Source organism: Citrobacter sp. Cb028 (assembly GCF_030336705.1).
Lineage (GTDB): Bacteria > Pseudomonadota > Gammaproteobacteria > Enterobacterales > Enterobacteriaceae > Citrobacter > Citrobacter braakii.
Window position 1 is genome coordinate 19,632 of sequence record NZ_JAOWCZ010000029.1, and the last position, 12,917, is coordinate 32,548.

Below are 12,917 nucleotides of genomic sequence, written 5' to 3' on the forward strand. Positions count from 1 at the left end.
ATAAAAACATCACCTTGCAGCCCAAAAAAGCTGCAAGGTGCAGATAATTTTTTAATTATTAATATTTAGAGAGATCGATTTTCAGCACGTAGTCGGGCTTCACACCTGTCATTTTTTCCGACTGTTTGACGCTGACGTACAGGGTGTTAGCATCTGCCGAGAGCGCCAGGCTGTTAGGTAATGCATTGGTTTCAATGCTTTGTTTTACCTGGTAGGTCTTGCTGTTCACAATGCTGATGCGTTTAGCATTACGGTGGGTGATATAAACTTCCTGGCGTTTTTCGTTATATATCACTGCCAGCGAGTTAATAACCTTAATTGGTGCAATAACCTTACCGGTATTAAGATCAACAACCAGTACGTCCGCTAAATCCGGATCGGTCAGGAATGCGCGGTTATTTTTTGCATCCAGGGCAATATTCAGGAAAAAATGTTTTTTATCTGGCTCAATGGTAAAGCGATTAATAATTTGATGGTTGGTGGTATCCAGCGTAATAAGTTCGTTTCGGCCATTCACAACATACAGGCGGTTCTTATTTGCATCCACGGCCATGCCGGTCGGGTACTGGCCCATGTTCTCGAGGGTGGCGATTTTCTCGCGCTTTTGTGTGTCCACCACCCAGACTATGCCCTTTTCAGCCACGCCGGAAACGTACAGACGGTGGTGCTGTTTATCGAGCACCATTTCACGCGTATGAACAATATCTTTCGGGTTTTTGGCTTCGCTCAGTTGCAGTATCGCCAGCTCTTTACCGCTGCGGGTATCGACTAGCGTTACTGAACCTTCCAGCGTGTTGCCGACATACAGCACCTGGTTTTCTTCATCCAGCGCGGTGGCAAAGGCACGACGACTGGTGTCGATGACTTCAGTCGTCGTGAGTTTCTCCAGATCGAGTTTATAGATAAGCCCGCTGGTTTTATCTTTATCAAACGACGGCGACGAGGCGACAAAAAGTGCATTCTGCTGGCTATCTACCGCCAGTTCATACACGCCGTTACCGACATCGCGGGTCAGAAAATCTTTCTCAGGTAGCGTCTGCGCCACGCTGGACAGGCTGGTAAATAACAGCGCTGTGGCGAGTGCCACGCAGGAATAGCGTTTCAGGGACTTCACATTGTGGAGGTTCATTGACTTTTATTCACATTTATTTACATGCTGAGAATGATAATGAGATCTAATATCATTCGCAATTAAGATAAATGAAATGTGACTACCCATTCTGGTAGGTCAAAAAGAAAACAGCGAAGGGGAGAGGTGGTAGAACGTAGAAATTTAAAAACCCTTACTAACCAGAGACTGGCGTTCAGGGTTTTAAGCTAACGCGAACTTACTTCTTCGCGCGCTCGAAAGAAGCAACGATTTCAGCTTTAGCGGCTTCAGCGTTGTCCCAACCGTCAACTTTCACCCATTTGCCCGCTTCGAGATCTTTGTAGTGTTCGAAGAAGTGGGTGATCTGCGCTTTCAGCAGTTCCGGCAGGTCGGTCACATCTTTGATGTGATCGTATTCTTTGCTCAGCTTAGTGTGCGGAACCGCAACCAGTTTCGCATCTTCACCGGATTCGTCAGTCATTTTCAGTACGCCAACCGGACGGCAGCGGATCACTGAACCTGGCTCCAGCGGGTACGGAGTCGGGACAAGAACGTCTACCGGGTCACCGTCCAGAGACAGGGTGTGGTTGATGTAACCGTAGTTGCACGGATAGAACATCGCGGTGGACATGAAGCGGTCAACGAACAGGGCGCCGCTCTCTTTGTCAACTTCGTATTTGATCGGATCTGCGTTGGCAGGGATCTCGATAACAACGTAGATATCTTCCGGCAGGTCTTTACCGGCAGGGACGTTGAGTAAGCTCATGTCTGTTTCCTTTAAATAAGCTATGGCAAACAAGTGGCGGGTATTATAGCCAACTCGCGCTGAATGTCTCCGCTTGTTTTCGCTTTCTCTGCGCTCATTTTCTTCTTTTTACCCCTCTCTCGTGACAGAAAAATCCATATCTTCAGCCGCATTTTTCATAGCGGGATGAAAGCGATTACAAAGTTGTGATTAACGTTTTATTTACTTTTTTGAAGTGTGATGTAACGCAATTCGTTACATGCTCAATTGTCTATAGTTTTTTCGCGACGGTTTATTAACCAACAATAATCACCCTACGAGGACGCACTTATGTGGAAGCGCTTACTTTTAGTCACAGCAGTTTCGGCAGCCATGTCGTCTATGGCAATGGCAGCCCCTTTAACCGTAGGATTTTCGCAAGTTGGCTCTGAATCCGGCTGGCGCGCCGCAGAAACCAACGTTGCGAAAAGCGAGGCTGAAAAGCGTGGTATTACGCTGAAAATCGCTGACGGCCAGCAAAAGCAGGAAAACCAGATTAAAGCAGTTCGCTCATTTGTTGCGCAGGGCGTTGACGCCATCTTTATTGCGCCGGTCGTGGCAACGGGTTGGGAACCGGTTTTAAAAGAAGCTAAAGATGCCGACATTCCGGTCTTTTTGCTCGATCGTTCCATCGATGTAAAAGACAAATCTCTCTATATGACCACGGTCACCGCCGACAACGTGCTGGAAGGTAAATTGATCGGCGACTGGTTGATTAAACAGGTGAACGGCAAGCCGTGTAACGTCGTTGAGCTGCAAGGGACCGTCGGGGCCAGCGTGGCCATCGATCGTAAAAAAGGGTTTGCTGAAGCCATCGCCAGCGCGCCAAACATTAAGATTATCCGCTCACAGTCCGGCGACTTCACCCGCAGTAAAGGGAAAGAAGTGATGGAGAGCTTTATCAAAGCGGAAAACAATGGCAAGAACATCTGCATGGTTTACGCCCACAACGATGACATGGTGATCGGGGCAATCCAGGCGATTAAAGAAGCGGGCCTGAAACCCGGCAAAGATATTCTGACCGGTTCCATCGATGGCGTACCGGATATCTACAAAGCAATGATTGACGGTGAAGCCAACGCCAGCGTCGAGCTGACGCCGAATATGGCAGGCCCGGCATTCGACGCGCTGGAGAAATTCAAAAAAGACGGCACGATGTCTGAAAAGCTGACCATTACCAAGTCGATCCTCTATCTGCCGGATACCGCGAAAGAAGAGTTAGAGAAGAAGAAAAACATGGGCTACTAGTTTTGCTGCCGGTCTTCCGTAGGCCTGATGGCGTTGCGCTTATCAGGCCTACGAAAAGGCCGTGATTTCGTACCGGAGGAATGCTATGACCACCGACCCTCATCAGGAAATCCTCCGCACCGAAGGATTAAGCAAATTCTTTCCCGGCGTCAAAGCGCTGGATAACGTGGATTTCAGCTTGCGTCGCGGTGAGATTATGGCGCTGCTGGGAGAAAACGGAGCCGGTAAATCGACGCTGATCAAAGCGCTGACCGGCGTTTACCATGCCGATCGCGGCACGATCTGGCTCGAAGGCCAGCCTATCTCCCCCAAAAATACCGCCCATGCCCAGCAGTTGGGGATCGGTACCGTGTATCAGGAAGTGAATCTGCTGCCCAATATGTCGGTAGCGGATAACTTGTTTATTGGCCGTGAACCGCGGCGTTTTGGCCTGCTGCTGCGCAAGCAGATGGAAAAACGCGCGACGGAGTTGATGGCGTCATACGGTTTTTCCCTCGACGTGCGCGAGCCGCTGAACCGCTTTTCCGTGGCGATGCAGCAGATCGTCGCTATCTGTCGGGCGATCGATCTCTCCGCGAAAGTGCTGATCCTCGATGAGCCCACCGCCAGTCTTGATACCCAGGAGGTAGAAATGCTGTTCGGCCTGATGCGGCATCTGCGCGATCGGGGCGTCAGTCTGATCTTCGTTACCCATTTCCTCGATCAGGTCTATCAGGTCAGCGATCGCATTACCGTTCTGCGTAACGGCGGCTTCGTTGGCTGCCGTGAAACCCGCGAACTGCCACAGATCGAACTGGTCAAAATGATGCTGGGTCGCGAACTGGATACCCATGCGCTACAGCGTGCGGGCCGTACGCTGCTGAGTGATAAACCAGTGGCGGCCTTTAGCGACTTTGGCAAGAAAGGCACCATCGCGCCGTTTGATCTTCAGGTGCGTCCTGGTGAGATCGTCGGTCTCGCTGGACTGCTGGGATCCGGGCGAACGGAAACGGCGGAGGTGATCTTCGGTATTAAACCCGCCGACAGCGGCAGTGCGCTGATCAAAGGCAAAGCGCAGACCTTGCGATCGCCGCATCAGGCTTCGTGTCTGGGGATCGGCTTCTGTCCGGAGGATCGCAAAACGGATGGTATTATCGCCGCCGCCTCGGTGCGGGAAAACATCATTCTGGCATTACAGGCGCAGCGTGGCTGGCTGCGGCCTATTCCGCGGAAAGAACAAAATGAGATTGCCGAGCGTTTTATCCGCCAGCTCGGAATTCGCACCCCCAACGCTGAACAGCCGATCGAATTCCTCTCCGGCGGCAATCAGCAAAAAGTATTGCTCTCGCGCTGGTTACTGACCAAACCGCAATTCCTGATCCTCGATGAACCTACGCGTGGGATCGACGTCGGCGCGCATGCCGAGATCATCCGCCTGATCGAAACGCTGTGCGCGGATGGTCTGGCGCTGCTGGTGATTTCATCCGAACTGGAAGAGTTAGTGGGCTATGCCGATCGGGTCATTATTATGCGCGATCGCAAACAGGTGGCCGAGATCCCGCTGGCTGAATTGTCCGTACCGGCGATCATGAACGCCATTGCGGCCTAAGGAGACTATGGTGATGCCTCAATCTCTCCCTCAATCCACTCCGCCGCAACGGCGATTCCGCTGGCCAAAGGGCATGCCACAACTGGTGGCGCTACTGCTGGTGCTGCTGGTTGATAGCCTGGTCGCGCCGCACTTTTATCAGGTGATTTTGCAAGATGGTCGGCTGTTCGGTAGCCCGATTGATATTCTCAACCGTGCCGCCCCCGTGGCGCTGTTAGCGATTGGCATGACGCTGGTGATTGCCACCGGCGGCATCGACCTTTCCGTAGGCGCCGTCATGGCTATTGCCGGTGCCACCACCGCGGCGATGACGGTGGCCGGGCACAGTTTGCCGGTGGTGCTGCTTGCCGCCTTAGGCTCCGGCATTCTGGCAGGGTTATGGAACGGGATTCTGGTGGCAATCCTCAAAATCCAACCGTTCGTTGCCACGCTAATCCTGATGGTGGCCGGGCGCGGAGTGGCGCAGCTTATCACCTCTGGGCAGATCGTCACCTTCAATTCGCCCGAACTGTCGTGGTTTGGCAGCGGCTCGCTCTTACTGTTCCCCACGCCAGTGATCATTGCCCTGCTAACGCTGGTGGTGTTCTGGTTACTGACGCGTAAAACGGCGCTGGGGATGTTTATTGAAGCGGTAGGCATCAACATTCGTGCGGCAAAAAACGCCGGGGTGAACACGCGCATTATCGTGATGCTCACCTATGTGCTGAGCGGTCTGTGTGCGGCTATCGCCGGCATTATCGTCACGGCGGATATCCGCGGGGCAGATGCCAATAACGCCGGATTGTGGCTGGAACTGGATGCCATCCTGGCGGTAGTCATCGGCGGCGGCTCGCTGATGGGCGGGCGCTTTAATCTGCTGCTGTCGGTGATCGGGGCATTGATTATTCAGGGCATGAACACCGGGATTTTACTGTCGGGCTTCCAGCCAGAATTAAATCAGGTGGTCAAAGCCGTGGTGGTGTTGTGTGTGCTGGTCGTGCAATCACAACGCTTTATCAGCCTGATAAAAGGAGTGCGTGGTCATGATAAAACGTAATTTACCGCTGATGATCACCCTCGGCGTATTTGTACTGGGTTACCTTTACTGCCTGACACAGTTTCCGGCTTTTGCTTCAACCAGAGTTATCTGCAATATCCTGACCGATAACGCTTTTCTGGGCATCATCGCCGTGGGCATGACCTTCGTGATTCTCTCTGGCGGGATCGACCTGTCCGTTGGCTCGGTGATCGCGTTTACCGGCGTATTTCTGGCGAAGGCCATTGGCTACTGGGGTATATCTCCGCTGCTGGCGTTTCCCCTGATTCTGCTGATGGGCTGTGCGTTTGGCGCGTTTATGGGGTTACTGATTGATGCGCTGAAGATCCCGGCATTCATTATTACCCTGGCGGGAATGTTCTTCCTGCGCGGTGTCAGCTATCTGGTGTCTGAAGAGTCGATCCCAATTAACCATCCGGTTTATGACATGCTCTCAAGCCTGGCATGGAAAATTCCCGGCGGCGGTCGCCTGAGTGCAATGGGATTGCTGATGCTGGCGGTAGTCGTCATTGGCATATTCCTGGCGCACCGTACGCGCTTTGGTAATCAGGTTTACGCAATTGGCGGAAACGCCACCTCTGCCAACCTGATGGGGATCTCAACCCGCAGCACGACCATCCGTATCTATATGCTGTCGACCGGGCTTGCGACGCTTGCCGGCATTGTCTTTTCAATTTACACCCAGGCGGGTTATGCGCTGGCGGGCGTCGGCGTTGAGCTGGATGCGATTGCCTCAGTCGTGATTGGCGGAACCCTGTTGAGCGGTGGGGTCGGTACGGTGTTAGGAACGTTGTTTGGTGTCGCCATTCAGGGGTTGATCCAGACCTACATTAATTTTGATGGCACATTAAGTTCCTGGTGGACGAAGATCGCGATTGGCATTTTATTGTTTATTTTTATTGCCTTACAGCGCGGCCTGACGGTACTTTGGGAAAATCGTCAAAGCTCGCCAGTAACCAGAGTGGGGATGGCGGCAACACCAAAGTAACATCCTGATTTTTCACTAAACATTTAAATACCTAAACTTTTTCCGGTTGTAGTCGATAGGTTCTGTACAGGTCTGTTTTAACCCTACAACCGGAAATATAACGATGCCAAAATCCCTTTCAATTCGATCAAGTTTGTTGGTGTTATTGTCTCTGCTGACGTTCCTTCTGTTGCTGACCGGCGGTATGGGGCTATATGCCTCTACCCGTATCATTACTTCGTTGATTTACCACGGTATTATGAGTGCCTCGATGTTGGCTGCCCTCGCGTTGCTGGCGGTGATTTGGTTCATGTTGCGAAATAAGTTTCTCAAGCCGCTGGATAATATGGTTGAGCAACTGGAACGCCTGGCGACGGGGGATTTGTCGCCGGTTACCGCGCTGTCGGCCAGCGCCGAATTCAACCGTCTGAACGCGGCAATGGATGAAATGCGCCATGCGCTGGGCGACTCGGTACAGCGTGTCCGCGATGCCAGTTTACAAATTGATATTGGTAGCCGTGAGCTGACGGCCGGGAACCAGCATCTGGCACAACGTACTGAATCGACAGCCACTTCGCTGGAGCAGACCGCCGCCAGTATGGAAGAACTCACGGCGACCGTGAAACAGAATGCGCAGAACGCGGAACAGGCACACCAGTTGGCAAAATCGGTGTCGGATACCGCCGATCGCGGCAGTGAGATGGTGTGCTATGTGATTGAGAAAATGCGCGATATTTCCGGCAGTTCCAGCCGAATCGCCGACATCCTCAGCGTAATCGACGGTATTGCTTTCCAGACCAATATCCTGGCGCTCAATGCTTCTGTTGAAGCGGCACGTGCCGGTGAGCAAGGGCGGGGCTTTGCGGTCGTTGCGGGTGAAGTGCGTAATCTGGCCAGCCGCAGCGCCGAGGCGGCAAAAGAGATCCGCACGTTAATCAGCGATTCACACACCCACGTGGGAGAAGGCAGCGAACTGGCGCAGCAGGCGGGCGAAACCATGGATGAGATTGCCAATGAAGTGATGCGCATGACCAAACTGATGCGTGAAATTGCCAGCGCGTCGCAGGAACAGAGTCGCGGTATTGAGCAGGTGAATATCGCGGTGATTCAGATGGATGAAACGGCGCAGCAAAATGCGGCGCTGGTACAGCAGTCTTCAGCGGCTACCCGCTCGCTGGAAGAGCAGTCACATGCCCTGCTCGAAGCAATGGCGGCGTTTAAAGTACAAACGGCGTAGGGGATAAATTTGCCGGATGATGGCGTTAACACGTCTCATCCGGCAAAGCGTATTACGCGTCCGGGAATTCGCGGATAAAGCGTTCTACATCTTCAACCATATGGTCGTTACCTACGAAGAAGGAGCGACGCTGGTGCAGGCTTTCCGGGGGGATATCCAGAATGCGATCTTTACCATCGCTCGCTTTGCCGCCCGCCTGCTCGGCCAGGAAGGCCATCGGATTGCATTCGTACAGCAGACGCAGCTTCCCTTGCGGGTGGCTGGCGGTGCTTGGGTACAGGTAGATCCCGCCTTTGAGCAGATTACGATGGAAATCCGCAACCAGAGAGCCAATGTAGCGCGAGGTGTACGGGCGCTGAGTTGACTTATCTTCTTCCTGGCAGAATTTAATGTACTTCTTCACGCCGTTCGGGAATTTAATGTAGTTGCCTTCGTTAATGGAGTACGTGCTGCCTTTCGCCGGGAAGCGCATACGTTCCTGGCTGAGGCAGAATACGCCCAGAGAAGGATCGTAGGTGAAGGCGTGTACGCCACAGCCGGTGGTATACACCAGCATGGTGGAAGAACCATAAACAACGTAGCCCGCAGCAACCTGCTTGTTGCCTGGTTGCAGGAAATCCTCTTCCGTGACCGGCGTGCCGACTGGGGTTACGCGGCGATAAATAGAGAAAATAGTACCGACAGAGACGTTAACATCGATGTTGGATGAGCCATCCAGAGGATCCATCAGCACAACATATTTTGCGTGTTCACAGCCTTCAAAGACGACGATTTCATCTTCTTCTTCCGAGGCAATGCCCGCCACAATGTCGCGCGCCTTCAGTGCAGCTTTCAGTTTTTCGTTCGCGAACAGATCGAGTTTTTGCTGAACCTCTCCCTGCACGTTCTCAGCACCGCTGGCACCCAGGATATCGACCAGGCCGGCCTTGTTGATATCGCGGTGGATGATCTTGGCGCCCAGCTTTATTGCCGACAACAAAGCAGTGAGTTCACCGGTAGCATGAGAAAACTCGTGCTGCTTTTCGACAATAAATTCACCTAACGTTTTCATAACACTTTCCCTGCAATTTATGTGGAGTAAAGCGACCGCAACAATATTAACAAATATTTCCATTGCCGCGCTTAGGTGAATCGCGCCAGCAAACTACGGAATATCCTGAAATGCGTTTCTCACTTGCCGGACATGTGCGTAAAATGGCCCCCAGATTAAAAAAGGATAGTGACGTATGCGCATTCATATTTTGGGAATTTGTGGCACTTTCATGGGCGGTCTGGCGATGCTGGCGCGCTCACTCGGTCATGAAGTAACCGGTTCGGACGCCAATGTGTATCCGCCGATGAGTACCTTACTTGAGAAGCAAGGCATTGATCTCATTCAGGGTTACGATGCCAGCCAGCTCGATCCGCAGCCGGACCTGGTGATCATTGGTAATGCCATGACCCGGGGTAATCCGTGTGTGGAAGCAGTGCTGGAAAAGAACATTCCGTACATGTCCGGCCCGCAGTGGCTGCATGACTTTGTACTGCGCGATCGTTGGGTACTGGCGGTTGCGGGGACGCACGGCAAAACCACCACCGCCGGAATGGCGACCTGGATCCTCGAAGCCTGCGGCTATAAGCCTGGCTTTGTGATCGGCGGCGTACCGGGTAACTTTGAGGTTTCCGCGCGTCTGGGTGAGAGCGACTTCTTCGTTATTGAAGCGGATGAGTACGATTGCGCCTTCTTCGATAAGCGTTCTAAATTCGTACATTACTGCCCGCGTACGCTGATCCTCAACAACCTTGAGTTCGATCACGCTGATATCTTTGACGATCTGAAAGCGATCCAGAAACAGTTCCACCACCTGGTGCGTATCGTGCCGGGCCAGGGACGCATTATCTACCCGGAAAACGACATCAATCTGAAACAGACGATGGCGATGGGCTGCTGGAGCGAACAAGAGCTGGTTGGTGAACAAGGTCACTGGCAGGCGAAAAAGCTGACCACTGATGCATCCGAATGGGAAGTGTGGCTGGACGGTGAAAATGTTGGCGTGGTGAAGTGGGGCCTGGTAGGCGAGCACAACATGCACAACGGTCTGATGGCGATTGCTGCCGCGCGCCATGTTGGCGTCGTGCCTGCGGATGCAGCCAATGCGCTGGGCTCGTTCATCAACGCCCGTCGTCGTCTTGAGCTGCGCGGCGAAGCCAATGGCGTGACGGTGTATGACGATTTCGCCCATCACCCAACGGCCATTCTGGCAACGCTTGCGGCGCTGCGCGGTAAAGTGGGTGGCACGGCGCGCATCATCGCGGTGCTGGAACCACGCTCGAACACCATGAAAATGGGCCTGTGCAAAGATGACCTGGCGCCGTCGTTAGGGCGTGCGGACGAAGTGTTCCTGCTGCAACCCCCGCATATTCCGTGGCAGGTAGCAGAAGTCGCTGAAGCCTGCGTTCAGCCTGCGCACTGGAGCGGCGATGTGGATGCGCTGGCAGATATGGTGGTAAAAACTGCACAGCCTGGCGATCACATCCTGGTGATGAGTAACGGCGGGTTTGGTGGCATCCATCAAAAACTGCTGGATGGCCTGGCGAAGAAAGCCCAGGCAGAAGAAGAGTAAAAAAATGCCCGGTGGCGCTACGCTTACCGGGCTTACGATCCGTTGTGGGCCGGATAAGGTGTTTACACCGTTATCCGGCACTTTCTCAGGAGCACGATCTCCGTTGCCATCCGGCCTTCTGGTTACGCCATACTTCTCAACGGAATGGGAAGCCTCCATATGGAAATTTATAACTCAGATCGCAGAAATTAATTTCTAAATCATAAAATCTATTTCCGCTTTTCCCTTGCTAATATCCCCTCGAGAGCCAATGTGGCGTAAGTGCCACATAATAAAAGGTGCGCTCCATGCGAAAAAATTTAACCAATAATGAACTGCGAGTTTATAAATTCTGTCAGGAGAACCCTGCTGATGTTTATAAAATGAAAATTCATGAACTGGCAGATCGCGTTTATACTACCGCGCCATCTATTTCTAAGTTGGTAAAGAAATTAGGCTTTAATAATTTCCAGGAGTTTAAGGTCAACATTCGGGACGTATTCTCCAGATCGCAAAACTCGCAGCACCATAACGCGTTTGTTAGCGAATATATACAAGAAATGCAGGATGCTTTAGCCAGAGTGTCTGAGAATAAAGTCAAAGTCTTTTGTGATTTTTTGTCCGACTGCAATACGATTATCACCTGGGGATACGGTACATCAGATAGCGTGGCGAACTATGTTAGCTATAATCTGATGGTGCTGGGCTTTAATATCCTCAATGAAACAGACTACACCAACTGTAATGTCCGCAGCCGCTTTCTGACCGCTAACGATTGTATGCTGATTGTTTCCAACAGCGGTGAGTCAGAAATGCTGGAAGAGATAATTTTTAATGCCAGAAAAAACGGCATCAAGGTGGCCGCGATTACCAGCCGGGAAAACTCTACGCTGGCGCTTAAGGCCGATGCGGTCTTGATCTACAAAAACGCCATTATTAAAGATACTGCTTTCGAAAATATAAGCTATCCGATCCAGATAGCCATCGTAGATATTATGCTTTTCCATTTATCCAATGTCAGAAAAGTGTCGTTGAAATTTAATTCAAAAGTAGAAGACTAATGAAAAAACTAAAACTCGTGGTGATTGGTGCGGGTAGCAGCTATACGCCAGAACTGATTGAAGGTGTAATTAAAAACTACCACCAGCTTCCCATCTCTCACATCGCTTTTGTCGACGTTGAAATGGGTAAAGAGAAAATGAACATCATTTTCGATCTCACCAAAAGAATGCTTGCCAAAGCAAATTTACCAATTGATGTCATCCAAACTTTTGACCGCAAAACAGCGCTGCTGGGTGCCGACTTCGTGGTGACTCAACTGCGCGTCGGTGGTATCGATGCCCGAATCGTTGATGAAAAACTGCCGAAGTCATACGGTTTTATTGGCCAGGAAACCAACGGCGCGGGCGGGATGTTCAAAGCTCTGCGCACCATTCCGGTCATCATTGAAATAGCGAATGAAATGAAGGCGATTTGTCCAAACGCCTGGCTGATTAACTTCACCAATCCAGCTTCCATGGTGACAGAAGCGGTACTCAAATACAGCCACAACAATCGGGTCATCGGCCTGTGCAATGGTCCTGTCAATATGACCCATCAGGTGGCCGGGCTGCTGAATGCCAACGTAGAGGATTTATACGTCGAGTTCAAAGGCTCCAACCATATGAACTTTATTACCAAAATTTTGCATAACGGCGTCGACCGTACCCGTGAAACCATCGAGATAATCAACGCCGCTGACGTCGATGCATTGAGCTTTAAAAACATCAGCAATGAGCAGTTTAATAAAGAGCTGCTGGCCGCCACCAATCTGATCCCCTCTTCCTATTTAAAATACTACCTCAAGACGACTGAAATGCTGGCCGAGCAGGAAGCAGCCGAGCAATCACGGGGTGAGATCGTCAAAAATATCGAAGCCGAACTGTTTAAAAAATACAGCGACGTTACGCTTCAGGATAAGCCTAAAGAGCTGGAAGCCCGCGGCGGTGCGCTTTATTCCACCGCCGCGCTGAACGTTATTCGCGCTATTTACCTCGACGATAAGAGCATTCAAACCGTCAACGTTCGTAACGGCGGTGCGATCACTAATTTACCGGAAGAGGCGGTAGTTGAAGTGAACTGTGTGATTACCCGTAATGGTCCGATTCCAATTTGTACTGGTGAGATCCCATCTCCTGCGAAAGGGATTGTTTCCATGATGAAAGACTATGAAGCGCTGATCGTCAAAGCCGCCGCCACCGGCGATTATCAAGCGCTTATTTCAGGCTTTATTTTCAACCCATTATGCTCAAGCGACACTTCGGGCGTGGCGTTAGTCAAAGAGATGCTGCTGGCCAATAAAAAGTATCTTCCTTTATTCGCCAAAAAGATTGAATCACTTTAATA

At 51.6% G+C, this 12,917-nt stretch carries 11 protein-coding genes; 8 read left to right on the forward strand and 3 right to left on the reverse strand.

The genetic code is table 11. From position 1 onward, the window contains the following. Window positions 1-58: 58 nt before the first annotated feature. Both yncE and ppa read right to left on the reverse strand, forming a co-directional pair. Window positions 59-1,129: a 7-bladed beta-propeller protein YncE gene (gene yncE / locus OGV75_RS06555; RefSeq protein WP_016155531.1), complete on the reverse strand. Its 1,071-nt coding sequence runs from the start codon at window positions 1,127-1,129 to the stop codon at window positions 59-61. Between the two features lie 199 nt (window positions 1,130-1,328). Continuing rightward, window positions 1,329-1,856, reverse strand: coding sequence for an inorganic diphosphatase (ppa, locus tag OGV75_RS06560; RefSeq protein WP_003025726.1), 528 nt, complete (start codon window positions 1,854-1,856; stop codon window positions 1,329-1,331). Window positions 1,857-2,165: 309 nt separating this feature from the next. Here ppa and ytfQ point away from each other — a divergent pair, with 309 nt between their 5' ends. From ytfQ to OGV75_RS06585, 5 genes are all read left to right on the forward strand, one after another. After that, window positions 2,166-3,122, forward strand: a complete 957-nt coding sequence (gene ytfQ / locus OGV75_RS06565) for a galactofuranose ABC transporter substrate-binding protein YtfQ (protein ID WP_286480462.1) — start codon at window positions 2,166-2,168, stop codon at window positions 3,120-3,122. Window positions 3,123-3,207: 85 nt separating this feature from the next. Next, a complete protein-coding gene (gene ytfR, locus OGV75_RS06570; protein WP_046275826.1) occupies window positions 3,208-4,710 on the forward strand; it encodes a galactofuranose ABC transporter, ATP-binding protein YtfR in 1,503 nt (500 codons plus the stop codon). Window positions 4,711-4,723: 13 nt separating this feature from the next. Beyond that, window positions 4,724-5,746 carry a galactofuranose ABC transporter, ATP-binding protein YtfT gene (gene ytfT / locus OGV75_RS06575; protein ID WP_049041877.1) on the forward strand — a complete coding sequence of 341 codons (1,023 nt, stop codon included), beginning with the start codon at window positions 4,724-4,726 and terminating at the stop codon, window positions 5,744-5,746. Beyond that, window positions 5,733-6,734, forward strand: a complete 1,002-nt coding sequence (gene yjfF / locus OGV75_RS06580) for a galactofuranose ABC transporter, permease protein YjfF (RefSeq protein WP_094761012.1) — start codon at window positions 5,733-5,735, stop codon at window positions 6,732-6,734. The genes ytfT and yjfF overlap by 14 nt, the downstream gene beginning before the upstream one ends. Window positions 6,735-6,837: 103 nt before the next feature. Beyond that, window positions 6,838-7,950, forward strand: coding sequence for a methyl-accepting chemotaxis protein (locus OGV75_RS06585; protein ID WP_016155535.1), 1,113 nt, complete (start codon window positions 6,838-6,840; stop codon window positions 7,948-7,950). A 52-nt stretch (window positions 7,951-8,002) separates the two neighbouring features. Here the strand turns inward: OGV75_RS06585 and fbp are convergent, their stop codons facing one another. Next, on the reverse strand, window positions 8,003-9,001 hold the full coding sequence (gene fbp, locus OGV75_RS06590; protein WP_286480464.1) for a class 1 fructose-bisphosphatase: 999 nt from the start codon (window positions 8,999-9,001) through the stop codon (window positions 8,003-8,005). Window positions 9,002-9,176: 175 nt separating this feature from the next. Between fbp and mpl the strand changes: the two genes are divergently transcribed. The 3 genes from mpl to OGV75_RS06605 all read left to right on the forward strand — a co-directional run bounded on the left by mpl (window position 9,177) and on the right by OGV75_RS06605 (window position 12,915). Continuing rightward, window positions 9,177-10,553 (forward strand): UDP-N-acetylmuramate:L-alanyl-gamma-D-glutamyl-meso-diaminopimelate ligase, encoded by a 1,377-nt coding sequence (gene mpl / locus OGV75_RS06595; RefSeq protein WP_016151460.1) that lies wholly within the window; start codon window positions 9,177-9,179, stop codon window positions 10,551-10,553. Between the two features lie 287 nt (window positions 10,554-10,840). Continuing rightward, window positions 10,841-11,593 (forward strand): MurR/RpiR family transcriptional regulator, encoded by a 753-nt coding sequence (locus OGV75_RS06600; protein ID WP_046275824.1) that lies wholly within the window; start codon window positions 10,841-10,843, stop codon window positions 11,591-11,593. Then, the gene (locus OGV75_RS06605) at window positions 11,593-12,915 is read left to right on the forward strand and encodes a 6-phospho-beta-glucosidase (protein WP_115191066.1); all 1,323 of its coding nucleotides are present in this window, start codon (window positions 11,593-11,595) and stop codon (window positions 12,913-12,915) included. The genes OGV75_RS06600 and OGV75_RS06605 overlap by 1 nt, the downstream gene beginning before the upstream one ends. The last annotated feature ends 2 nt before the right edge of the window (window positions 12,916-12,917 follow it).

What these genes read in the sequence shown, in the direction of transcription:
- yncE (WP_016155531.1), bottom strand. Translation starts at nt 1,129, where the DNA reads ATGAACCTCCACAATGTGAAGTCCCTGAAACGCTATTCCTGCGTGGCA.
- ppa (WP_003025726.1), bottom strand. Translation starts at nt 1,856, where the DNA reads ATGAGCTTACTCAACGTCCCTGCCGGTAAAGACCTGCCGGAAGATATC.
- ytfQ (WP_286480462.1), top strand. Translation starts at nt 2,166, where the DNA reads ATGTGGAAGCGCTTACTTTTAGTCACAGCAGTTTCGGCAGCCATGTCG.
- ytfR (WP_046275826.1), top strand. Translation starts at nt 3,208, where the DNA reads ATGACCACCGACCCTCATCAGGAAATCCTCCGCACCGAAGGATTAAGC.
- ytfT (WP_049041877.1), top strand. Translation starts at nt 4,724, where the DNA reads ATGCCTCAATCTCTCCCTCAATCCACTCCGCCGCAACGGCGATTCCGC.
- yjfF (WP_094761012.1), top strand. Translation starts at nt 5,733, where the DNA reads ATGATAAAACGTAATTTACCGCTGATGATCACCCTCGGCGTATTTGTA.
- OGV75_RS06585 (WP_016155535.1), top strand. Translation starts at nt 6,838, where the DNA reads ATGCCAAAATCCCTTTCAATTCGATCAAGTTTGTTGGTGTTATTGTCT.
- fbp (WP_286480464.1), bottom strand. Translation starts at nt 9,001, where the DNA reads ATGAAAACGTTAGGTGAATTTATTGTCGAAAAGCAGCACGAGTTTTCT.
- mpl (WP_016151460.1), top strand. Translation starts at nt 9,177, where the DNA reads ATGCGCATTCATATTTTGGGAATTTGTGGCACTTTCATGGGCGGTCTG.
- OGV75_RS06600 (WP_046275824.1), top strand. Translation starts at nt 10,841, where the DNA reads ATGCGAAAAAATTTAACCAATAATGAACTGCGAGTTTATAAATTCTGT.
- OGV75_RS06605 (WP_115191066.1), top strand. Translation starts at nt 11,593, where the DNA reads ATGAAAAAACTAAAACTCGTGGTGATTGGTGCGGGTAGCAGCTATACG.